Annotated in this window: 20 protein-coding genes; 13 read left to right on the top strand and 7 right to left on the bottom strand. The window is 53.6% G+C overall.

Going from position 1 to position 22,810, the window contains the following annotated elements:
* Positions 1-305: 305 nt before the first annotated feature.
* Both ACG2XO_RS06060 and ACG2XO_RS06065 read left to right on the top strand, forming a co-directional pair.
* Positions 306-638 (top strand): antibiotic biosynthesis monooxygenase family protein, encoded by a 333-nt coding sequence (locus tag ACG2XO_RS06060; RefSeq protein ID WP_410499922.1) that lies wholly within the window; start codon positions 306-308, stop codon positions 636-638.
* A 183-nt stretch (positions 639-821) separates the two neighbouring features.
* Positions 822-1,745 carry a methylenetetrahydrofolate reductase gene (locus ACG2XO_RS06065; protein ID WP_410499923.1) on the top strand — a complete coding sequence of 308 codons (924 nt, stop codon included), beginning with the start codon at positions 822-824 and terminating at the stop codon, positions 1,743-1,745.
* A 26-nt stretch (positions 1,746-1,771) separates the two neighbouring features.
* On the opposite strand, the gene ACG2XO_RS06070 is transcribed toward ACG2XO_RS06065, so the two are convergent.
* The gene (locus ACG2XO_RS06070; protein ID WP_410499924.1) at positions 1,772-2,410 is read right to left on the bottom strand and encodes a hypothetical protein; all 639 of its coding nucleotides are present in this window, start codon (positions 2,408-2,410) and stop codon (positions 1,772-1,774) included.
* Positions 2,407-3,114, bottom strand: coding sequence for a hypothetical protein (locus tag ACG2XO_RS06075; RefSeq protein ID WP_410499925.1), 708 nt, complete (start codon positions 3,112-3,114; stop codon positions 2,407-2,409). Before ACG2XO_RS06075 ends, ACG2XO_RS06070 begins: the two co-directional genes overlap by 4 nt.
* Before the next feature lie 160 nt (positions 3,115-3,274).
* Here ACG2XO_RS06075 and ACG2XO_RS06080 point away from each other — a divergent pair, with 160 nt between their 5' ends.
* Both ACG2XO_RS06080 and ACG2XO_RS06085 read left to right on the top strand, forming a co-directional pair.
* Positions 3,275-4,228: a TraB/GumN family protein gene (locus ACG2XO_RS06080; protein ID WP_410499926.1), complete on the top strand. Its 954-nt coding sequence runs from the start codon at positions 3,275-3,277 to the stop codon at positions 4,226-4,228.
* A gap of 118 nt (positions 4,229-4,346) precedes the next feature.
* Positions 4,347-5,540 carry a PilT/PilU family type 4a pilus ATPase gene (locus ACG2XO_RS06085; RefSeq protein WP_410499927.1) on the top strand — a complete coding sequence of 398 codons (1,194 nt, stop codon included), beginning with the start codon at positions 4,347-4,349 and terminating at the stop codon, positions 5,538-5,540.
* A 104-nt stretch (positions 5,541-5,644) separates the two neighbouring features.
* Here the strand turns inward: ACG2XO_RS06085 and secA are convergent, their stop codons facing one another.
* Both secA and ACG2XO_RS06095 read right to left on the bottom strand, forming a co-directional pair.
* On the bottom strand, positions 5,645-8,386 hold the full coding sequence (gene secA / locus ACG2XO_RS06090; protein ID WP_410499928.1) for a preprotein translocase subunit SecA: 2,742 nt from the start codon (positions 8,384-8,386) through the stop codon (positions 5,645-5,647).
* A gap of 120 nt (positions 8,387-8,506) precedes the next feature.
* A complete protein-coding gene (locus tag ACG2XO_RS06095; protein WP_410499929.1) occupies positions 8,507-9,394 on the bottom strand; it encodes a M23 family metallopeptidase in 888 nt (295 codons plus the stop codon).
* A 118-nt stretch (positions 9,395-9,512) separates the two neighbouring features.
* Here ACG2XO_RS06095 and ACG2XO_RS06100 point away from each other — a divergent pair, with 118 nt between their 5' ends.
* Positions 9,513-9,953: a DciA family protein gene (locus tag ACG2XO_RS06100; RefSeq protein WP_410499930.1), complete on the top strand. Its 441-nt coding sequence runs from the start codon at positions 9,513-9,515 to the stop codon at positions 9,951-9,953.
* A 263-nt stretch (positions 9,954-10,216) separates the two neighbouring features.
* Positions 10,217-11,041 carry an undecaprenyl-diphosphate phosphatase gene (locus ACG2XO_RS06105; protein WP_410499931.1) on the top strand — a complete coding sequence of 275 codons (825 nt, stop codon included), beginning with the start codon at positions 10,217-10,219 and terminating at the stop codon, positions 11,039-11,041.
* Between the two features lie 103 nt (positions 11,042-11,144).
* Here the strand turns inward: ACG2XO_RS06105 and ACG2XO_RS06110 are convergent, their stop codons facing one another.
* Together ACG2XO_RS06110 and ACG2XO_RS06115 are read right to left on the bottom strand one after the other, a co-directional pair.
* Positions 11,145-12,416 carry a diguanylate cyclase gene (locus ACG2XO_RS06110; RefSeq protein WP_410499932.1) on the bottom strand — a complete coding sequence of 424 codons (1,272 nt, stop codon included), beginning with the start codon at positions 12,414-12,416 and terminating at the stop codon, positions 11,145-11,147.
* Between the two features lie 26 nt (positions 12,417-12,442).
* On the bottom strand, positions 12,443-13,732 hold the full coding sequence (locus ACG2XO_RS06115) for a GGDEF domain-containing protein (protein WP_410499933.1): 1,290 nt from the start codon (positions 13,730-13,732) through the stop codon (positions 12,443-12,445).
* A gap of 304 nt (positions 13,733-14,036) precedes the next feature.
* Between ACG2XO_RS06115 and ACG2XO_RS06120 the strand changes: the two genes are divergently transcribed.
* Both ACG2XO_RS06120 and ACG2XO_RS06125 read left to right on the top strand, forming a co-directional pair.
* Positions 14,037-14,918, top strand: coding sequence for a DMT family transporter (locus tag ACG2XO_RS06120; protein WP_410499934.1), 882 nt, complete (start codon positions 14,037-14,039; stop codon positions 14,916-14,918).
* Between the two features lie 108 nt (positions 14,919-15,026).
* Positions 15,027-15,437: a globin family protein gene (locus ACG2XO_RS06125; RefSeq protein WP_410499935.1), complete on the top strand. Its 411-nt coding sequence runs from the start codon at positions 15,027-15,029 to the stop codon at positions 15,435-15,437.
* A gap of 59 nt (positions 15,438-15,496) precedes the next feature.
* On the opposite strand, the gene ACG2XO_RS06130 is transcribed toward ACG2XO_RS06125, so the two are convergent.
* Positions 15,497-17,950, bottom strand: coding sequence for a methyl-accepting chemotaxis protein (locus ACG2XO_RS06130; protein WP_410499936.1), 2,454 nt, complete (start codon positions 17,948-17,950; stop codon positions 15,497-15,499).
* 231 nt (positions 17,951-18,181) lie between these two features.
* Between ACG2XO_RS06130 and modA the strand changes: the two genes are divergently transcribed.
* From modA to ACG2XO_RS06155, 5 genes are all read left to right on the top strand, one after another.
* On the top strand, positions 18,182-18,925 hold the full coding sequence (gene modA, locus ACG2XO_RS06135; RefSeq protein WP_410499937.1) for a molybdate ABC transporter substrate-binding protein: 744 nt from the start codon (positions 18,182-18,184) through the stop codon (positions 18,923-18,925).
* Positions 18,926-18,950: 25 nt separating this feature from the next.
* Positions 18,951-19,628, top strand: coding sequence for a molybdate ABC transporter permease subunit (gene modB / locus ACG2XO_RS06140; RefSeq protein ID WP_410499938.1), 678 nt, complete (start codon positions 18,951-18,953; stop codon positions 19,626-19,628).
* An 18-nt stretch (positions 19,629-19,646) separates the two neighbouring features.
* Entirely contained in the window at positions 19,647-20,006 is a 360-nt protein-coding gene (locus ACG2XO_RS06145; RefSeq protein WP_410499939.1) for a DUF2750 domain-containing protein, read from the top strand.
* 10 nt (positions 20,007-20,016) lie between these two features.
* Complete coding sequence (modC, locus tag ACG2XO_RS06150; RefSeq protein ID WP_410499940.1) at positions 20,017-21,111, top strand: molybdenum ABC transporter ATP-binding protein; 1,095 nt, start codon at positions 20,017-20,019, stop codon at positions 21,109-21,111.
* A gap of 175 nt (positions 21,112-21,286) precedes the next feature.
* Positions 21,287-22,747: a diguanylate cyclase gene (locus ACG2XO_RS06155; RefSeq protein WP_410499941.1), complete on the top strand. Its 1,461-nt coding sequence runs from the start codon at positions 21,287-21,289 to the stop codon at positions 22,745-22,747.
* Positions 22,748-22,810 lie beyond the last annotated feature (63 nt).

The following is a 22,810-nucleotide window of genomic DNA, read 5'->3' on the forward strand; positions in this document are numbered from 1 at the left end:
ATGCCGTTCACTTAAGGTTTTTGGCTTCCCCCTTTGTAAAAGGGGGATTGAGGGGGATTTGACGATATTTCAAGCCTCAAAGAAGCCCAGGCAGTGCCAAATCCCCCTAGCCCCCCTTCGTCGAAGGGGGGAACTTACAGCGTATCAGCTTAAGTGAGCGGCATTGGGGTTAGGGGGGATTGCTGCCTTGTCCGAATGATCGTGTCATTTGAGCGGCGCTACCTGCCTATCAGTTGCTTTGCTTGGGTATTTAGTTGAAGGCCATATTTTATATGGCCTTCATTCATATACAGGGTTAGGTATTGATGTTTTCAGCCACTTTCATCTTCACCGCGAAAGAATACGACGACGAATTTCACGTGCTCGACGCGCTGATCGCCGCCGCAGCGAAAGAAACGACGGGCTATATCGGCGAAGAAGCCTGGGAAGACCCCAAAACCGGCCGCATCGCCAATGTCTATTACTGGGAGTCCGAGGCCGGGCTAAAAGAGCTGATCGCCCATCCCAAGCATATCGAAGCGAAAAAACGCTACACGCAATGGCTAGGCGGCTATCAGGTCATCATCTCGCAAGTGCTCAAAACCTATGGCGATGGGCAGCTGGGGCATGTGCTGAACAAGGCTGTCTGTTCGGCTTAGGCATGAAAGCAGGTCATGCTTTTATTGCAAACCCGACCAGTTTTTGCATCAGAAGTCGTTGCGTGAAAGTATAAATCCGTAAAGGGTATGAATTTGCTTCATGATGAACTGTCGGCTTTTTCGCCTGCTTGACGATCAAATTCGCGTAAAATCAGCTTAAAACCAAGACTAGCTAGGCTCATCATGACGTTGCGAAACAAAATCCTCAACCGCGAAGCGGGCATTGTGCTGTACGGTATTACGCCACCGAAGGCCAACCATCCGCCAGAAAAAATCGCCGAAATCGCCGCTTTGCAAATCGAACGCATCGCGCCTTTGGGGGTCGATGGCTTGGTGCTGTACGACATTCAGGATGAGGCCGACCGTACCGACGTGACGCGGCCGTTTCCGTTTCTGGCGACGCTCGATCCGCTGGTTTACAGCCACGATTATCTGGTCGCACTCGACGTGCCGAAAATCAACTACCGCTGTGTTGGCAAATATTCGCCCGACGTTTTTCGCGCCGATCTGGCCGCGATGGCAGATGGCGTGTCGGTATTTGTTGGCGCGGCTTCGCGCGAGCAACAAGTCGCGCTGACCGTCGCGCAAGCGTATGCACTGCGACGCGAAACCAATCCAAATCTGCTGGTCGGCGGTGTCGCGATTCCCGAGCGTCATCTGGTCAAACACGACGAGCACATCCGTGTCGCGAACAAGGTCGCTGAGGGGTGTTCGTTCTTTGTGACGCAATGTGTCTACAACGTCGAGGCGGCGAAGAATTTCCTGTCTGATTACTACTACGCCTGCCAGAAAAGCGGCACGCCCATGGTGCCTATCATTTTCACGATTACACCGTGCGGCTCGGTGAAAACACTCGAATTCATGAAGTGGCTGGGAATCAGTATTCCGAAATGGCTGGAAAACGATCTGGTGCATTCGGGCGATATCTTGGCCGAGTCACTCGATGCATGCAGGGGTATATTCTCGGAGCTATTGTCATTTGCCTCTGAGAAGCATATACCCATAGGGTGTAATGTTGAGAGCGTCGCGATCCGCAAGGATGAAATCGAGGCGTCCTTGCAGCTGGTGCGCGATGTGCAGGCGATGTTTGAAAAGCACTCGCAGTAATGCGAGTGCTTTTCTGCCGAAGGTGATTATTTTTCAGTTAAACCATGCTGCTCAATGTTGAGCATTCCGACCGGGCTACTATGGATCTCGCTGCTGATCTCCGAGCCATTGGTGATCATGAACGTGCCATAGGGCGTCGAGATGAAATTGGTTTGTACTATGGGCATATTTTGTTTTAGCGAGCTTTCAAGGTTGCCATTCCGGATGAGCATATAATGTTCATCCGCATTGCTTGGATTGATAAAAACCGTCAATTCAACGCCAGAACCGCGATTGCGCAGCTTGTTCTCGTTAAAACTGCGTTTGACCTTGAACGCTTCGTCAAGCATGAGCACATTGGGCAGCAATAACATCGAATCACCCATCAGCCCTTCCTGACGCGTCGAAATCGTGACCGAATATATCTCCTTAAATACAGGCAGGCGATACAGTTTGAAAAAAGCTTTGTCGCTGGTGCCAAATAAATAAGCCGGATCAAGTTTGCCGAGTTGCACCTGAGTTGGTACCAGCGGTAAAGGCTGGCTTTGTGCTTCGGTTAAAGTGGCTTGTACCGGTGCGGCTTGCAAAGCTTGCTTGCCCGACGTAGCGAGCATTTTGCCGCCCGGTAGCGTGGCGCACCCTGTTAGCTGCAGGAGTGCGCAGACCATGATCAGTTGCCGGATCATGGGTTTTTGGCCAGATCGCTGGCCACAACGCCAATAATGGCTTCAACCCCTTTACTCAGCCCTTCGCGAGCCAGATCGGTTTTGGCGACCAACTGATCAATATCATTGAATTGATATTCAGGACGGCTGTTTAAATGTACTGTCTTGCTTTCCGGGAAGGTGTAGCCATAAGTGAAAGTATCTTGATAAAGAATTTTGCCATTTTTCGAATCCGCAAGTGCAACTTCAGCCCTGATATACGGGTAATAAGGGGTAGTCGGCCCTGCGGCGATATAGGCTGCATAAATTTTGGTGGCCAAAATCCCGTCACTTGCTACTTTGCCACGCAGGTCGTTAATTAATACAACAGGGTCTTTTTCATCCGGGTGGCTCATCATTTCAGCGGTGTAACCGGCTTTTCCCAATTCGCTAATTAACTGATTGGAAAGGCGCTCTCTGAGTTTGGTGATTTTTGGGTCAAGTGCAGTCGTCAGTGTGCTGGATTTGCTTTCCATGTCTGCTGCTGCAATTAATCCACCAACCAGGCCGAAATTAAGCCCCGGGTGCGCAATAATGCTGATGCCATATTTTTCAGGCGCATCCTGGCGGGTAATGGTTAAAGTCTTGATATTCGTTGCCATTTCCTTGTTGAAAGCCTGTTTATTCACAGTTGCGCAGGCTGAAAAGAGCAGTGTAAAAGAAAGGGCTAAAATTAGTTTTTTCATGGTGTTAATGCATGGGTAGGGTAATTAGCAAAGGTAAGTAATGTAAGGATTTTTGCAGTAATTTGCGAGCATTTTTTGCAGAAGGTGGTTTGAATTTGATGTCGTTGCTTGCTGCGTTGATTGTGGATTTTGTTATGTGGGCTGGATTATGAAATGTGCGATGCAAGTATGCCGTTTGGTGCTAACGCTGTTGTTGTGCTGGTCAAGCTCAAACAGCTTTGCGCAATGCCCAGCAAACCCGGTTACGCCCAATCCGGAAATGATCCAGCGGCTGATGGATCAGGCGAGTGATCATGGCTTTTTGTGGAAAGTCAGTAAAAATGGCTGGGTGTCTTGGCTGTACGGCACCATCCATGCTAACCGGCTCGATGGCGTGATGCCGGGGCTAAAAACGCGGGCGGCTTTGCAGCAAAGCGATGCGCTGGCCGTTGAACTCGATATCAGCGATAACGCAACATTAAGCGAAATTGCCCGGCTGGGGCGCCAGGGGGCGGGCAAAATCCCGCGCCGGTTTCAGTCCCGGCTCAACGCCCAACTGGAAGCACTTTGCCTGCCTGCCAGTTTGACACAGCAGCTGCATCCGATCTTGTTATTTGGCAGTATGATGGTGATGGCAGGAAAGCCCGACGGGATAGAGACTGATTTTGGGACTGATCTGTTATTGATCAGCGCAGCCAAAACAGCCCAGAAACCGGTGATTGCATTGGAAACCGCCGCCGAGCAGATCAATACCTTGATCGGTGGCGATCGCAGCGTTAGTGAGGCGGAAATCGAGTCTGCATTGTCGCAAATCGAATCGGGCTCAGCTCGCAAACAACTGAGCAAAATGGTCGATGCGTGGATTGATTCCGATTTGTCCGTCATGGAAAACTACCGCGACTGGTGCGAATGCGAAAAGAGCGCCGAGGATAGACGCGTGATGAAGCGCCTGCTGGATGATCGCAATCTGATTATGGCGCAGCGGATCGACGAGCTGCTGCGCAAAGACCAGTCATTGTTTGTCGCGGTCGGTAGTCTGCACATGATAGGTAAAGGCGGTTTGCCCAGCTTGTTGCGAGCCAAGGCTTATCAGGTCGAGCTGGTGCTGGGTGAGCCCTTGTCATCGCATCATTGAATATTTCGGACACTGATCTGAGTCATCAAAAGTAGCGGTTTTGATGGCTTGAGACGGGTTGCAGAAGTCGATTTGTGCTGCCACGATGGTGGCTGAGCTTTTACCTATGGAGAGTGCGATGAGCCCCGAACAAGCACTAAAAACCATGCACGATTTGTTGCGCATGATGATTCAACACAAAGCATCCGATCTGTTTATCGCCGATGACTTCCCGCCCGCACTGAAAATCAACGGTAAGATGACGCCGGTCGGGCAGCAAAAGCTCAATGCGGTGGCAACGCGCGCGCTGGCGTACGCGATTATGCGGCCTGATCAGCAGGCCGAGTTTGACGAAGAATTCGAATGCAATTTTGCCATCAGCCCGGAAGGTATCGGCCGTTTTCGCGTCAATGTGTTTATGCAGCAGGAAAAAGTCGGCATGGTGCTCAGGACGATCACCAGCAAGATTCCCAATTTTGACGAAATGGGGCTGCCGAAGATTTTAAAAGAAGTCGTGATGAGCAAACGCGGGCTGGTGCTGCTGGTGGGGGGCACGGGATCGGGCAAATCAACGACGATGGCGGCGATGATTGATTACCGCAACGAGCACAGCCATGGCCATATCATCACGATTGAAGACCCGGTCGAATATCTGCATAAAAACAAGAATTGTCTCGTCACGCACCGCGAAGTGGGCCGCGATACCAAGGGCTGGTTTGCCGCGCTGAAAAACACCTTGCGCCAGGCGCCCGACGTGATTCTGATTGGCGAGATTCGCGACCGTGAAACGATGGAATACGCGATGAATTTCGCCGAAACCGGCCATCTGTGCATGGGGACGCTGCACGCCAATAGCTCGAATCAGGCGTTGGAGCGCATCGTCAATTTCTTCCCCGAAGAGCGCCACCCACAGCTGTATATGGATTTATCGCTGAATATGCGCGGCATTATTTCGCAGCGGTTGGTGCCGACGCCCGATGGCAAAGGGCGCTGTGCGGCAATCGAGATTCTGCTCAATACACCGCTGGTCGCCGATATGATTTTCAAAGGCGACGTCGGCGGTGTGAAAACGGCGATGCAGAAATCGAAAGAGCTGGGGATGCAGACCTTTGATATGGCGCTGTTTGATCTGTATGAAGCGGGAAAAATCAGCATGGAAGAAGCGCTGAAGAACGCTGATTCGCTCAATGAATTGCGGCTGAAGATCAAGCTCAATAGCCAGCATCACCGTAAGGAAGAGCACAGCAGCGGGCTGGATCACTTATCGCTCGAAGTGCACGAAGAGCCGGAAGAAGCCGAGGAGGACGGTGTGCAGGAAAAAACTACTTCCTAGGGGTATTGCTCTGTGGGTCTTGTTGCGTATGGCTTATGATGGTATACCCTGATAATAAAAAAGCGACCTTGCGGTCGCTTTTTTATTATTCTGTGGCGTGAAACTTAAGCCAGCTGGCCGTGGCAATGCTTGTATTTCTTGCCTGAGCCGCATGGGCATGGGTCATTGCGACCTACACCTGCGAAACGGAGTTTGGGGCCGCCTTCCTGATTCATCGTCGCCATCAGCACTTCGCGGATTTTTTCTTCGTCGCCGCTGGCGATAATTTCCTCGATGTCCTGATGCGTAAACTGCATGTCGGATTCGGCAATGGCGTGTTGCTCAACGGCTTCGACATCTTCCGGTCCGCGAATCTGCACGGTCATCACAATCTGCAATACATTGCGCTTGATCTGTTCGAGCAAGGCTGCGAACAGCTCGAATGCTTCGCGTTTGTATTCCTGTTTCGGATTTTTCTGTGCATAGCCGCGCAAATGGATACCTTGACGCAGGTGATCCAGTGCCGACAAATGCTCACGCCAGTATTGGTCAACGTGTTGCAGCAAGACCGAGCGCTCGAAATTGCGGAAGTTTTCTTCAGGAACCAGTGCAATTTTCGCGTCATAAGCGGCTTTGGCCGCAGCAACAACGCGCGCTTTCATGTCTTCGATGCTGAGCGTCGTTTCATTTTTGATCCAGTCGGCGGCTGCGACAGTGACGTGCAGCTCGCTCATCGCGCGCTCCAGTCCTTCGGCATCCCACAGTTCTTCCATTGAGTCGGGCGGAATGTACTGGTCAAACAGTTCGCTGATATAGCTGTCACGCATCGCATTGATCGTGTCGGCCACGTCGCTGCTTTCGAGGATTTCATTGCGCTGGTTGTAAATTGCTTTGCGCTGCTCGTTGGCGACATCATCGTATTCGAGCAATTGTTTACGCATATCGAAGTTGCGGCCTTCGACTTTGCGCTGCGCCGATTCGATCGCACGCGATACCATACCCGCTTCGATTGGTTCGCCTTCCGGCATTTTGAGCTTGTCCATCACGAAGGCAACGCGATCACCGGCAAAAATGCGCAGCAGCGTGTCTTCGAGTGACAGATAGAAACGGCTAGAGCCCGGATCGCCCTGACGGCCTGAACGGCCACGCAACTGATTGTCGATCCGGCGCGAATCGTGGCGCTCGGTACCGATAATGTGCAAGCCGCCTGCGGCCAGCACTTTGTCGTGACGTTCCTGCCATTCGGCTTTGAGCTGGGCGATCTTGACGACTTTGGCTGCTTCGTCGAGCGCTTCGTCGGCTTCGATGTCCTTGATATCGCGCTCGATGCTGCCACCGAGCACGATGTCGGTACCACGACCGGCCATATTCGTGGCGATCGTCACCTGAGCGATATTACCGGCTTGTGCAACGATTTGCGCCTCTTTGGCATGGTGTTTGGCGTTCAGGACATTATGCGCGATGCCTTCCTTGTTCAGGATGCCGGAGAGCAATTCGGATTGTTCAATTGACGTCGTACCGACCAAGGTGGGTTGGCCGCGCTCGACGCAACCCTTGATGTCGGCGATGATGGCGTTGTACTTTTCGTTCGCGGTTTTGAATACCTGATCCTGCCTATCTTGGCGGATCATTGGTTTGTTGGTCGGAATGATGACCGTTTCAAGACCGTAAATTTGCTGGAATTCGTACGCTTCGGTGTCGGCGGTGCCGGTCATGCCCGACAGCTTGCTGTACATGCGGAAGTAATTCTGCAGCGTGATCGTTGCTAGTGTCTGGTTTTCCTGCTGGATTTCCACGCCTTCTTTGGCTTCGACGGCCTGATGCAGGCCTTCGGACCAGCGGCGACCCGACATCAGACGACCTGTGTGTTCGTCAACGATGATGACTTCGCCATCCATGACGACATAGTGCTGATCTTTGATAAACAATGAGTGCGCGCGCAATGCGGCGTTCAAATGGTGAATCAGGCTGATGTGCGCAGCGGCATACAGGCTGTCGCCCTCTGGCAGCAGACCCATTTCAGTCAGAATCTGCTCGACGCGTTCGTGACCGGCTTCGGACAGCATCACGCTGTGCGCTTTTTCATCGACCCAGTAATCGCCTTCGCCTTCTTCTTCAAGCTGACGAACCAGTTGCGCCGGAATCCCGTTCATCGCCAGATACAGATCGGTATTGTCGTCGGCTGGACCCGAAATGATCAAAGGCGTGCGCGCTTCGTCGATCAGGATCGAATCCACTTCGTCGACAATGGCAAAGTTCATGCCACGCTGTACGCGCTCGCCAGGTGAGAACACCATATTGTCGCGCAGGTAGTCAAAACCGAATTCGTTGTTGGTACCGTAGGTAATGTCGCAAGCGTAAGCGGCTTGCTTGTCTTCGTGCGCCATCTGACCCAGATTCACACCACATGTCAGGCCGAGGAAGTTGAACAGTTTGCCCATTTGCGCCGCATCGCGTTGCGCGAGGTAATCGTTGACGGTAATGACGTGAACGCCTTTGCCGGTCAGTGCGTTCAGATAGGCTGCGAGTGTGGCAACCAGCGTTTTACCCTCACCGGTGCGCATTTCGGAAATCTTGCCCTGATGGTGGACCAGACCACCAATCAGCTGTACGTCAAAGTGACGCATACCCAAGGCGCGTTTGCCGCCTTCACGGCAGACCGCAAAAGCTTCGGGCAGAATTTGATCTAAAGTCTCGCCTTTTTCCAGACGAGCCTTGAATTCAGCGGTTTTGCCGCGTAACTCATCATCGGACAAAGCGGAGATTTGCGGCTCTAGTGCATTAATCTGCTTGACGATGGCACCGTATTGTTTCAACAAACGGTCGTTACGGCTTCCAAATACTCTTTTCAGCAGACTCGAGATCATTATTGCTACCACGTGACGGCCTCGGTTGAGAGGCTCAGTTTTTATTAAGTTGGACTAAGACCAGTGCCCGCTATTTCTTGGCTGGTTGATTGGTCTTAGATTGCTCCTGCCCTGGTTTTTTCAAGGTTTGCCCGCTTGAGCATAACTGGATGAACCCAAATCAAGAAATCGCAACGGGTTTTGTGCCACGCCGCGATAGCGAATCTCGAAATGCAGGTGTGGCCCGGTTGAACGCCCGGTGCTACCCAGCAGCGCGATTTTTTGGCCCACCTGAATCGTATCGCCTTCCTTGACCAGCAGTTGGCTGGCGTGGGCGTAGCGACTGGTTAAATCCTTGCCATGATCAAGCTCGACCATATTACCATACTGCGGATGGTAAGCTGCATACACGACCTTGCCTGTGGCGGCGGCCACAATGGGGGTGCCGACATCGCCCTGATAGTCGATCCCTTCGTGAAAGACCTGAGTGCCTTTGAATGGATCAACTCGCCAGCCGAAACTCGATGATTGCGGCAATACGCCCAATGGTGAATGGCGCGGCAAAAAATTGGCGTCTGGGGTGATCAGCATGGCTTCGGCCAGCGTCAATTGATCGATCATTGCCATCATTTTTGCGTCGGTATTTTCGAGCAAACTCCGTAAGCCGGAAACCGCAAATGAGCGGCCTTCGTGCGCCAGCCCGCCTTGCGGTGCTGCGTTTTTGCTTAAAAACGGTTTAATATCAATGCCGGTTTTATCGCCTACGCGGGTGGCCAGACTATCGAGCCGCGTTAATTTGGCCTGCAGTTCGCCGACTTGCACCGCCAGCGCATCAATCTCGTTCTGGCGGACGTGTTGTCCGGGCATAAAGCGCAGTAATGGTTCTACACGGCTAGGCGCAAACAGCATTCCCAGGCCGAATGCGGCTGCACCGATCAATACTGTGATTGCCACACCCAGCGCGGTCAGTTCGCGCGGACCGAGTGAAATGGCTTTGTCCATACGGTGAGAGACCACAATGATGTTCATTGGAATCCTTGTAAGTAGTAAACCAAAAGTTTTCCAGCATCGTTACCTCGCCTTGTCGTACTACTTGTACTGCCTGCGGCTCGGTGCCTTGCTGGAAAACTTTTGTATGGGTACTTAAATGAGTAAAAAAGCCAATTTTTCGCAGCTGGTTGAAGGCGATTATCAATTAAAGCGCCTGGTCAAACAGCTCGATCAGCTCAATCAGTTGCTGCATATTGTGCAGTCGGCACTACCGCCGGAACTCGCTCGCGTCTGTCAGGGCGTGGCATGGTCGGGAAGCACCTTGCTGGTCGCCGTTCCCGGTAGCGCAGCGGCTACCCGCTTGCGTCAAGCCGAGCCCGCCATGCTCGCGGCACTTGATCAGGCTGGCGTGCACGCTACCGCAATCCGCGCGAAGGTGCAAGTCGCTTTGCAGCAGGGAAACCCGATGCAAACCAAGACCTTAAAGATGACCGAGCCTGCCAAGACGGCATTTTCAGCGCTGCAGCAGCAGATTGAAGACCCCGGATTGAAAGATGCGCTAGCCAATTTGTTGCGCCATCATCGAAAGGGGAAGTAGCGGCGGGCTTGCGGATAAAAAAACGGGCTCCGATCTTGCGAAAGGAACCCGCTCAACAGAGAGGAGATGAACAACACGCAGAATGCATCTTGCACCCTGTTCAGAGTATGGGCGAATAACTTGGTTCCCAAGCCCTGATGTAAATATTCACACTCCGTCTAGCCATTGCCGCTTTCCGTCGTGCACAAAAAATCATGCAGGATCTTGTGGCACTTAGGCCTTATAATCGCGCCCTGATTTTTCAACACTTGTGCGGGCGCGTGATGGATCCGATTCTGTTATTTCATTCCCTGATCATGGGGCTGGTCGAAGGCATTACCGAGTTTTTGCCGATTTCGTCGACCGGGCACCTCATTTTGACCGGCGATCTGCTCAATTTTCTGAGCAAAGAAAAGCGCGACGTTTATGAAATTTTTATCCAGCTCGGTGCCATGCTTGCCGTAGTCTGGGAGTACCGGCACAAAATCAGCCATACCTTTGCGGGGGCGGGTCAGCCCGGATCGGCGCGCAATTTATTACTTGGCATCGTGATTGCATTTATTCCGGCAGCGATTCTAGGCAAGCTGTTTTCCGAGCAGATCAAGGCAGTTTTATTCAATCCGCTGGCCGTGGCGGTCGCTTTTATTGTTGGCGGGCTGATCATTCTGTGGGCAGAAAAGCGTGAACATCAGATTATGGTAGAAACCGTCGATGATCTTAGTCTGAAAGACGCACTGAAAGTCGGGCTGTGTCAGTGCCTGGCGCTTATTCCCGGTACCAGCCGCTCCGGTGCGACGATTATTGGTGGCATGTTTTTGGGGTTGTCGCGCAAGGCGGCGACCGAATTTTCCTTCTTTCTCGGGATTCCGACGCTCGGTGCTGCATCACTGTACAGCCTGCTCAAGCACCGCCATGTGCTTGATAGTGCTGATATCGGTGTGTTTGCGGTCGGTTTTGTTGCGTCGTTCATTTTTGCCTTTATCGCGATCCGCGCACTGATCCGCTTTATATCGACGCACACTTTTGTGGTGTTTGCCTGGTATCGAATCGCGTTCGGCCTGATCGTGCTGGCGACCTGGCAGTTGGGCTGGGTGAGCTGGGCTGTTTAGTTGGGGTATGTTGCCGTATCCGGCCAGGGCATTGTTGTTGATTGATATACCCTTGATGGCCGGGTTGAGGGCAGGGTGCTGCCGCTGAGGGCGTTTAAAATTGTCACCGAGCCAGCTCGACGCGATTGCGACCCTGCGCTTTGGCGCGATATAGCGCGGCATCGGCGCGTTCGATAGTGCGCGCAAAATCTTCATTTTCCTGGCATTCGGCAGCGCCGAATGAACAGCTCATCGACAAGTCTGCTGGCCAATTGCTCGCGCAGACTGCCGTGCGCAGTTTTTCTGCCAGAATCCCCGCTTCGGTTACCGAAGTAGCCGGACAAATAATCAGAAACTCTTCGCCACCCCAGCGTACTAGCCGGTCGGTTTTACGGATGGTGGTTTTGATCAGCGCACTCAGTTGCTGCAAGACGGCGTCGCCGACCGCGTGACCATAACCGTCGTTGACGCGTTTGAAATGATCCATGTCGGCAAACAGGACGCTGAGTCCGTTCAGATCAACCCGCAGCAAGAAATCGCTTAAACCTTCGCGATTGAGTGCGCCGGTCAGCGGGTCGGTCATGACTTTTTGCTGCAGTTGATTCGCCTTGGCGGCGAGTTTTTCATGTGATTGCTCGGCACGGGTACGTTTTTTTTGTTCGATTTGCGCTAGCCGGTATGCATCAAGCCAGCTCTTTAGCACATAAGCTAGCGCCGCAAGTAACCAGAACGCGAGCAATCCGGTCTGCAAATTGGTTTTACTGATCCATTTGCCGTGAAATTCGAGTGCATGCAAGCTAATCCGATATTGGCCGGAGGCGCTGCCATCCGAGGTTGACAGGGCGATTTTCCGGATATTGTCTAGCCTTGCGACCGGGTCGTAAACCGGGGCAAAACCTTCTTCCAGCCACCAGGTGGGTACAGTCAGTGAAGCCAGCGGGATTTTAATCGTACTGCGATAGGGGGTTGTGGTGACGAGTGTGCCGTGCAGTTTGAGTGAAATGAGTTCCTTGTTATTGGAATAGGCTTCAAAGTTGCCCAAGTACACATTCAGGCTCGAGCCACTGGCGGTCTGCATGGCCAATTCGAGCTGCATTTCGTCATAGGCTGACAAATTGACGCCTTTTTGCCCCTGCCCCAGATCGATCGCCAGGCCGCAAAAGCGCCAGATGTGTTGCTTGTCATTGAGCTGACAATGCATGATGGCGCCGTCTTTGCTGGCTTGGACGCTGGCCGTACTTGCGCCGCCGAGCTCTCTATCGTCAAAAGCGCTGAATTGCGCCGGATTGGAGAAATCAATCCGTAAACTGCGGTTCATGCCATAGTGCTGCCAAAGCAATAGCCCGAGCGAGAGGATAATCAGCGCCGTAATCAGGTAGCGGGTGCTGGTCTTCATGAGGGATATTCCTGTTGGGTCGGGGCTTATTCGGCGATTTCGACCCGGTTTCGGCCTGCTGCTTTGGCGCGATAGAGTGCTGCGTCGGCTCGTGCGAGCAAATCATCAAATTGTTCTTCCGGTAATCGTGTTGCCACACCGCAGGAGCAAGTCAGCCCGATCTGGTTCGGCCATTGCGCTGCGGCAATAATCAGCCGCAATTTCTCGGCAAAACGCGTTGCCGACATCAGGTCGGTATCTGGGCAGAGAATCAGGAATTCTTCCCCGCCCCAGCGAACCAAGCGATCAAGCTGCCGAGTGTTATTTTTGATTAGCCCGGCAAATTGGCGTAATACCTCGTCGCCGATGGCGTGACCGTGAACATCGTTGATCTTTTTGAAAAAATCGAGGTCGACAAACAAAACGCTCAAAGTCGTGGTGCCTTGCCGGCGCTGGAGAAACTCATAAAATCCTTCGCGGTTTAATGCGCCGGTCAGCGGATCCGTAATGACTTTGTCGCTTAACTCCTTGGCTTCCAGTTCCAGTGTGTTATTCAGATTTTGCAGCGCGGTTCGCAATTTCTGCTCTTCCTGGACGCGATGACGATAGGCCAGCAATTCGTTGAGTAACCAGCCTAGCGCCAACAATATCCAGGCCGCAACAATGCCTTGCAGCAAATGAAGCTGTTTGATCCATTTGCCGCGAAATTCAATCGAACGAACCACAATCTGATGCAATCCCTCGCCGGCAAAGCCGGGGGTCGCGAGAATCAGCATGGGTACATTGTTGATCCGCATATCGGTTTCAAGCAGCGGTTTGTTTTTATATTCGACCCACCATGATGCGACATGAAACAGCTTTAACGGAATGGCTTGGGGCTGGAATTCAGGCAGATCGAGCAGCAATTCATTGACTTTCAGTGACAATGGATCGGCCAGCGTCGAGTCGGCTTCAAAATTGTTCAGATAGACCCGGATCTTGTCCGGCTTCGGGCCGTTGTGCGCGACGTCGAAAGCGATGTCGTCAAAAACCGATAAATTAATCCCGTTCGGTGCCTTGCCCAAAGCAATGCTGATCTGGCAGTAGGGCCACTCGTATTTGCTTTTGGCGAGCTGGCAGCTCATGACCATGGCGTTGTTCTGGGCCTGGATCGTTGCGATGCTTTTCCCGCCTTGTGGGCGATCATCCTGCACGCTGAATTTGGCAGCATCGCTCAGATCGATGCGCAGCACCCGCGTCATGCCAAAGTGCTGCCACAATAACAAACCGATCGACAGGATAATCAGGGCGGCGACGGTGTAGCGTAAGCCCTTTGTTTTATTTCGAAAAAATGGCATTGCGTATCGATCTCCATGCATGTAGAAACTTTACGCAATCGCATCAAAAAAGTCTGTAAGAATTTGTCACTACCCCACTTGGCTAGTTGATTTTAGCAAGTTGCGGTCACGGCGTTGCTTGCTGCACACTAGCAGCCAGTTAAATGGGATTTTGCATCGTGTTGGCTTCGTTTTTAGCTGTACTTCGTGTAGCCGACCAGTCGCCTGAAGGCAACCCTACAATATTCCGCTCAGCACTTAATGTGACTAATAGGGGCTGCTGCAAACCACAGCATCTAACCATCTTTGATTTTGAGTGAACACAATGACAGCGCAGCGTCGCACCGGAATTTTTCTGATTGTGCTTTCCGCACTGGCCTTTGGCTGGATGCCGATTTTTGGCCGCTGGGCCTATGGTAGTTCGGCGGATGGCGTCGATACGCAAGGCTTGTTATTGCTGCGTTTCAGTATTGCCGCTGCGGTGATGGTCGCCGTGATGCTCAAACGGGGAGAGCGCTGGCCGCGGGGTCGGATTTTGCTGGGACTGATGGCGATGGGCGGACTGGCTTATGTCGGACAGGCTTTTTGCTATTTTTCGGCTTTGCAATACGGCTCGGCGGCGCTGGCGGCTCTGTTGTTGTATATCTATCCGGTCATCGTGACGCTCTCCTGCGCGTTCTGGTTCAAAGAAACGCTGTCGCGGCGAACGGTTGCCGCTTTGGTGCTCGCTTGCATCAGCTTGTTGTTGACCATCGGGCCGGCTGGTGGACAATGGCAGGGTGTGGTGTTTGGCTTGCTCGCACCACTGATTTATTCGGCCTATATTCTGGCGGGCGCCCGCCTGACGCCGTTGGCCGGCGCTTTGCCTGCGGCAACGGTCGTTATGCTGTCGGCTGCTGCGAGCTTGTGGCTCAGTACGTTTTGGCATACGCCTTCCTGGCCGATGAGCGCCAGTAGCTGGTGGGCAGTGATTGCGATTGCGCTGGTTTCAACCGTAGTGGCTATTTTTGCGTTTCTGGCCGGGCTCGATTATTTGTCGGCCAGCGAAGCATCGACGCTTTCTACGCTGGAGCCGGTGGTGAGTGTCGTGTTGGCGGCACTGATTCTGGGCGAGCATTTATCGCTGCAGCAATGGATAGGTGGGGGAGGTATTTTGCTGGCCGCCTTGATGATTGCGCTGTCCCCGGTAATACCTGCCCCCGAATAAAAGGGCGCTTCGATTGTCCGGCAAATGACAGCGTCCGGGATGACAAATATCCGCACGGCGCTGACTGGCAGACTATGCTGGATCAATCTTTCAGCCCACGGAGCCAGCATGTCGATTACTGCACGTCAGATTCATTTAGTTCAACATAGTTTTTCACTGGTCGAACCGATTGCCGAGCAGGCTGCGGCGATGTTTTATGCCAAATTATTTGAATACGCGCCCGAAGTTCGCCCTTTATTCAAAAAAGACCTTACCGCGCAAGGCAATATGTTGATGGCGACATTGAAAGTCGCGGTGCGTGGGCTCAATGATCTGAATGCACTGGTGCCGGTTTTGCACAAACTGGCTGATCGCCATGTTCAGTATGGCGTGAGTCCCAGCCATTTTACGCCGGTCGGCAACGCCCTGTTGTGGACGCTAAAGCAAGGTCTGGGTGAAGCCTGGACGCCCGAATTGCGACAGGCCTGGGTTGATGTGTTCCGGGTCATGGCCGATACGATGAAGCCCCGTCTGGCTTGACGAGACGTTCAGCTGCAAACCACGCGAAGCGATGAGGAGTCATCGCTTCGCGTTTTGCTTCAGGCTTGTTGTAGCTGCAACGCTGTGAGCTGAAGTTGGGGTAAATCAGCTTGCGCGGCCTTGTTGATGATTTGCCGGACTCCGGGCGCGATGGATTGATCCAGCTTGAACACGCCAACGGCTTCGGCGAGTGATTGGGTTTGCTCCTGCAGCGATTCGGTCGCCGCAGCGGCTTGCTCGACCAAAGCCGAGTTTTGCTGTGTCACTTCATCCAGATGCGTCACTGCCTGGTTGACCTGCGCAATCCCGGCGCTTTGTTCAAACGAAGCATTGCTGATTTCACCGATTAAAATACGAACCCGTTCGATACTGGCCTCGACTTGAGCCATGGTTTCGCCTGCCTGATTGACTTGCTGGTGACCATGTTCGATCTGCTCGACCGAATTGCTGATCAAAACCTTGATTTCTTTGGCAGCAACGGCAGAGCGTTGCGCCAGATTCCTCACTTCCGAAGCGACGACGGCAAAGCCGCGACCTTGTTCTCCGGCGCGCGCTGCTTCGACTGCGGCGTTCAGCGCCAGAATATTGGTCTGGAAGGCGATACCATCAATGACGCCGATGATATCGACAATTTTGCTCGACGAGGTTTGAATCGACGCCATCGTGTTGACGACTTTGCGAACGACAACGCCGCCTTCCTGGGTGATTTGCGCCGAAGTTTGCACCAGTTGATTGGCTTCTTTGGCGTTTTCAGCATTCTGCCGCACCGTGCTGGCAAGTTCTTCGGTGCTGGCAGCAGTTTCTTCCAGATTGGCGGCTTGTGCTTCGGTGCGACGTGCCAGATCGGCGTTACCTTGTGCCAGCTCACCCGCCGCAGTTTGAATCGTCAGCCCTGAATGCTGGATTTCACCAACCAGATGCTGCAAGTTGCTAACCGTGGTATTGACCGCTTCGCGGGTTTCGCCAAATAGGCCAGGGTAGTTCTGCGTAATGCTTTGCGTCAGGTCGCCATCGGCCAAGGCTGACGCCACGCGCATAATATCGCGCAAGCCATTGTCGGTAATGCTCGAGAGCTGATTGAGTTGTTCGGCTAGCCGCAATGAAAATCCCTGCTTGTCGGTGGTGCTCAGGCGGGTGCCAAAATCGCCGCGTTCGGCGGCTGCGCTAACCATTTCGTTCACTTCGCCAATCAGGCTGTTGAGCGTTGCGACGGTGGCGTTGACGCCGGTTTTGGTGCGGCCAAACAGGCCGGGATAATCCTTGCCGATGCTCTGACTTAAATCTCCCTTAGCCAGTGCTTCTGAAACGCGCAACACATCATTAAAGCCAACGTCGCAGGTGATAATCAATTGATTCAGATTTTCCAGCATGGCTTTGAACATGTACTGGTAGCGAGTGGCATCGCAGCGCTGGCTAAAGTCGCCATTGGCACCGGCTTCGGCCAGACGCTGGATATCGCCGCTGATTGCTTGCAGCGCCCGTTTTACTTCGGCAATCGAATCAGTGATCTGGATTTTTTCGCCGGGCAGGGCGGGCATGTCTTGGTCAAAATTGCCTTGCGAATATTGCGCGATGATTTCGATGGTTTTGCCAATGACCCGAGTATGCTCTTCGACCAGCGTATTGACCTGTTGCGCCATTTCGCCAAATGTTCCCGGATATTGGGCTGCGTCCATACGGGCGCTCATGAATCCCGCCGCCTGCTGTTCGGCCATGATTTGCTGTGCACGGACAAAGCCCTGAATCGCGCTCTGCATTTGCTGCATGGCCTGCATCATCTGCCCCATTTCATCCTGACGGACAATCGCGATCTGGTTATCGAGTTTGCCTTGTGCGATATTTTTCGCGACGGCAACAGCGCGCACGAGCGGCACTGAAATGGCGCGTATCAGTGCAAAACCTGAGGCCGCAGCCAGTACCAGCCCCAGAATGATAGCTGCCAGCGATAAATTGCGAACGGTTTCATAACTGGCTTGTGCCCGGACAAATTCGGTTTTGGCGACGTTTAACTGCAACGTAATTAATTCGCTGATTTTTTCGCTGATCGGGTCGATGCTGGCATACAGCGCGCCGTCAAATTGCGCGAGCTGGCCTTGCAGATTGCCGCTGCTGCTCATGAGAAAACTTTCCAGCTCTTGCACGTCGGCATTGGCCGCGAGAAATAATTCTCTGGCCTGCTGCGAGAGTTTTTGTTCGTCAGCAGTCAGGCTGGTCGATTGATAGGTTTTCCATTGCTGATCGATTTCCAGTCGTGCCGTTTTGACCTGTTTCAGCGTCGCTTCGGCATCGAGCAAACCGGCGTTGGCTTTGTTGACGGCATCAATCACGCTGACGGCATAAGCGTCTGCAATCAGTTTAAGCTGCTGCAATGGCACCACCCGGTCTTCATAGACCGTTTTGAGCGACTGATTAATCTGATTCAGGCTGTAAATACCGATGCTGCCAATGCCGATTAGGAGCGCGGCCATAAATGCAATGGTGCAGATTAACCGGGATTTGATCGAGAGAGTCATGGTCATCACCTTGAGTGGATGTATTGCCTTGATTTTCTTACTTAATCTGAAAACAAGCTGTCTGTTGTTGATAGCTTATTTCTCAGGATAAGGAAAATATCTTATGTAGAGGGCGAAGCGGCTTGCAGACAAACGGTTGTTTGGAGGTAGTGCTGAGGAGGTAGCCCTTGCTCGATGCCTTACACCCGGCAGGGGTCTTGCAGTACACTGCCGATTCAATCGGGAGGGTTTATGTGGCGTTGGATTGGTTTGGCTTTGTCGATCAGTTTGTCGATCAGTTGTGTCAGCGCAGCCGAACGAACGGTGCAGGTGGCTGTGGCGTCCAACTTCGTGCAGCCCATGCAGGCGTTGGCGAGCGGCTTTAGTACGCAGACCGGTTATCAGCTGCAAGTCTCCAGTGGTGCGACCGGCAAATTGTTTGCCCAGATCAGCCATGGTGCGCCTTTCGAAGTGCTATTGGCGGCCGACGATGAAGCGCCGGCCAAATTGGTCGAGAACGGTCTGGCGGTCAAGAATACCCGGTTTACGTATGCGACTGGAGCGCTTGTTTTATGGAGCGCCCAGAGCAATACCCTCAATGAAAACACGCTCAAAAACCAGTCATTCAACAAACTGGCGATTGCCAATCCCAAAGTCGCACCGTATGGGCGTGCCGCGCTTGAAGTGTTGAACGCACAAGGATTGACCGCCGTGCTGACGCCCAAGCTGGTTTATGGCGAGAACATCGCGCAGGCGCAGCAGTTTGTCGCGACCGGTAATGCTGAATTGGGGCTAATCGCTGCATCGCTGGTGATGTTTGACGGCCAGTTCAAGACCGGCAGTGGCTGGCTTGTGCCGGGCAGCCTGCATCAGCCGATCCGGCAGGACGCCGTGCTGTTGAACAAAGGCCAGCACAATCCGGCGGCGACGGCTTTTCTGCGCTATTTGCAATCACCGGCGGCCAGACAGCTCATCCGGCGCTATGGCTACCAATAATTGCTACCAATCATGGTGATCAATCATGTTCAGCGCTGAAGACCTCTCCGCAATCATTCTGACGCTCAAGCTGGCAAGCGCGACAACTTTGCTGCTGCTTTTGATTGCGACGCCGCTGGCGTGGTGGCTGGCGCGAAGTTCAGCGTTGCCCGTCAAAATCGTCAGCGCACTGGTGACTTTGCCGCTGGTGCTGCCGCCGACCGTCATCGGTTTTTATCTGCTCGTCGCACTCGGGCCAAATGGCCCGCTCGGCTCAATCGCGCAGGCACTCGGCGTTTTGCCGTTTACTTTTGCCGGACTGGTGCTCGCGTCGATTATTTATTCGTTGCCGTTTGCCGTGCAGCCGATTCAGCAGGCCTTCGCTAACATCTTCGCGATCAGTGCGCGCCCGCTCGAAGTCGCCGCGACTTTGCGCGCCTCGCCGCTCGATACTTTTTTCAGTGTCGCGCTGCCGCTGGCCAGACCCGGTATCATCACCGCCGCCGTGATGAGCTTTGCCCATACCGTCGGTGAGTTCGGCGTCGTGCTGATGATAGGCGGCAATATCCCGCACGAGACGCGCGTGGTATCGGTACAGATTTACGATCACGTCGAAGCGCTGCAATACACGCAAGCACATGCCTTAGCGCTGACGATGCTGGTGTTTAGTTTTATCGCCTTACTCGCACTGCATTTATTAAATAAGCCGGTGCGAACAATTTAATTCATTTGGAAAAGAACTATGAGTACTGTTGAAGTCGAAGTGGCGAATTTTTATCGCGAAGTGGCGCAAACCCAAACGATCTGGAGCATTAAAGACGACGTCGGTTTCCCCGCGCCGATTGGCGGCAAAGGCAAACGCGCGATGCCGTTCTGGTCGAGTAAAGAGCGCGCCGCAGAAGAAATCGCCAATGTGCCGTCATTCAAAGGCTTTGCGCCGGTCGCGATTGCGTGGGATGTGTTTTGCCAGCAAATGCTGCCCGGCATGGAGCGTGATGGCCTGCTGGCGGGTGTGAACTGGTCGTCGATTGCTGCGGTGGCGAGCGATATTACCCCGGCCGAGTTGCAGCAGCAGGTGCAAGCGCACTTGAGCGCACACTAAAGCCCGCACAATGGCTGCTACTGATGTCCAACTCCTTGCCCGTTTGAGTGCGCAACTGGGCGACTTTTCGCTTGACGTTGATTTAACGCTGCCCGCGAATGGCGTGTCGGTGTTATTCGGTTCTTCCGGTTGTGGCAAAACGACGATATTGCGCGCGCTGGCCGGGCTGGAGCCGCGGGTGCGCGGTACGGTCACTTTCGCGGGTGAAGTCTGGCAGGACGAATCGCGTTTTGTTCCGCCGCATCAACGCGGCGTCGGCATGGTGTTTCAGCAGCCGGGTTTGTTTCCCCATTTATCGGTCGAACACAATCTGCAATTTGGCTTGAAACGCACGCCAGCCACGCAGCGCCGTATCGGTTACGAGCGAGCAATTGATTTGCTCGGCATCGCTCATTTGCTCGCACGCAGACCCGACAAGCTTTCGGGCGGCGAGCAGCAACGCGTCGCGATTGCGCGTGCGCTACTGACTTCGCCGAAGTTGTTATTGCTCGACGAGCCGCTGGCTGCGCTTGATGCGCCGCGCAAGGCCGAGTTGCTGCCATATCTGGCTCAGCTCAATCGTGAGCTGAATATCCCGATGGTGTACGTGACCCACGCAATGGATGAAGTCAGCCAACTGGCCGATTATCTGGTGCTGATGACTGCCGGGCGGGTGAGCGCGCAGGGTGCGCTGGCCAGCACGCTGGCGCGGCCGGATTTGCCCGCGCAATTTGCCGACGAACGCTCGACGATTCTGGACACCCGCGTGGTTGAGCTCAATGCCGGTTTTCATTTAACTCGGCTGGCCTTTGGGCTTGATGGCTGCGGCGGTGAGCTGTGGGTGCCGAGCAAGCAGCATCAGCTGGGTCAGACGCAAAGACTGCGGATTATGGCGCGTGATATCAGCATTGCCACGACCGATGACACACACAGCAGTATTGTCAATCGACTGCCGGCGCGGATCACCGCGCTATTGCCCACCGCGCATCCGGCGCATGTGCTGGTGCAAATGTCGGTGCATGGTGTGACGTTGACGGCGCAAATTACCGCGCTGTCACAGTCGCGGCTGCAATTGGCAGTCGGGCAAACCGTGTGGGCGCAGGTGAAGGCGGTTGCTTTGCTGTAGTATGGGTATGTCTTTGTAGCGCGACTTTGAATTGGTTTGCATAGCTATACGGGTAAGGTGTATGTGAGATGTAAGCTTGTTCCTGTCGCGCAACTGTCCATACGTGCCATTTACGGCTTTGCATCTGACAGCAGGCTACGGATAATCATGCCTTAAATGACTGATCGAGAATGGCGTGAAACTGATTCCCAAGCGTTTGCATCTTTTGCTGCTGGTGGCGACCTTGCTGGTGCTGGGTTTTTTGACGACGAGTCTGGCTAGCTACTGGGTTTCACGCGACGAGATCCATCACGGCATTGTCAGCAATGCGCTGCCGCTGACCGGCGACAATATCTATTCCGAAATCCAGAAAGACATGCTGCGCCCGGTGTTTATCTCTTCGCAGATGGCGCACGACACCTTTGTTCGCGACTGGATTCTGGATGGCGAGCGCGACGTGAGCCAGATTGTGCGCTACCTCAAGGAAGTCAAAACCAAAAACGGCACGCTGACCAGCTTTCTGGTTTCCGAGCGCAGCCGACATTACTACCATGCCGGTGGGGTGCTCAAAAACGTGAGCGAGCAGGAGCCGCGCGACGCCTGGTATTTCCGCGTACGGCAAATGAGCCAGCAATTTGAAACCAATGTCGACCCCGATCTGGCGCATCGCGACAAGATGACCATTTTCATCAATTACCGCGTGCTTGATTATCAGAACCAGTTTATTGGTGCGATTGGCGTGGGCATTACGCTCGATACCATGTCGCAACTCTTGCAAAGTTACGAGCGGCGTTTTGCGCGGCAGATCTATTTTGTCAATGCCAAGGGCGAGGTGGTGCTCACCGGGCAAAACAAACAGCATCGCGGCACTATCCGTACCCAGCCGGGGCTGAGCGAGATTGCCGGGCAGATTATCAACCGCAGCACCAAACCCACCCAGCTCAGCTACCGTCATCATGGGCAGGATATTCAGGTCAACTCGCGCTATATCCCCGAGCTGGGCTGGTATCTGATTGTGGAGCAGAACGAAACCGAAGTCCTGCGCCCTGTGCAGCGCGTTCTGCTGCTCAATCTGGTGATTTCGGCGCTGGTCACGCTGATGGTGATTGCGCTGGCGCTCTACAGTATTAATCGCAACCAGTGCCAACTGGAAAAAGTGGCGACGATTGATGCGCTGACCCAGCTTCATAACCGGCAGGCTTTTGAAGTCGTGCTGGCGCAAAAGCTGAACGAGCTGGCGCGGCGGCCACGGGCGATTTCGGGGGTGTTTGTCGATATCGATCTGTTCAAGCAGGTGAATGACAAATTTGGCCACGCCGCCGGCGATCAAGTCTTGCAGGAGTTTGCCCAGCTGCTGCGCAATGCTGCACCACGCGCTTCGGATATTCTGGCGCGCTGGGGCGGGGAAGAATTTATTCTCATTCTGGATGATTGCGATCTGCTGCACGCTGTTGATCTGGCCGAGCGCCTGCGTCTGAACGTAGCCAGCCATCATTTTGATCTGCCCACCGTTCGTCCGATCACCATTAGCGTGGGCGTGACGCAATGGCAAAACGGCGAGTCATTGGCCGACTTTTTCCAGCGGATTGATAGTTTGCTCTACTTTGCCAAAACCCATGGCCGTAACCAGGTCATCGATCAGTTGCCTGTTGCGTGATTTATTGCTGCTATTGAGTGGCAATAGTGCATAGGACGTACTGCCTTATTTCGCTATGCTATC

This window comes from Chitinibacter sp. S2-10 (assembly GCF_046530675.1).
In the GTDB taxonomy this organism is placed as follows: Bacteria; Pseudomonadota; Gammaproteobacteria; order Burkholderiales; family Chitinibacteraceae; genus Chitinibacter.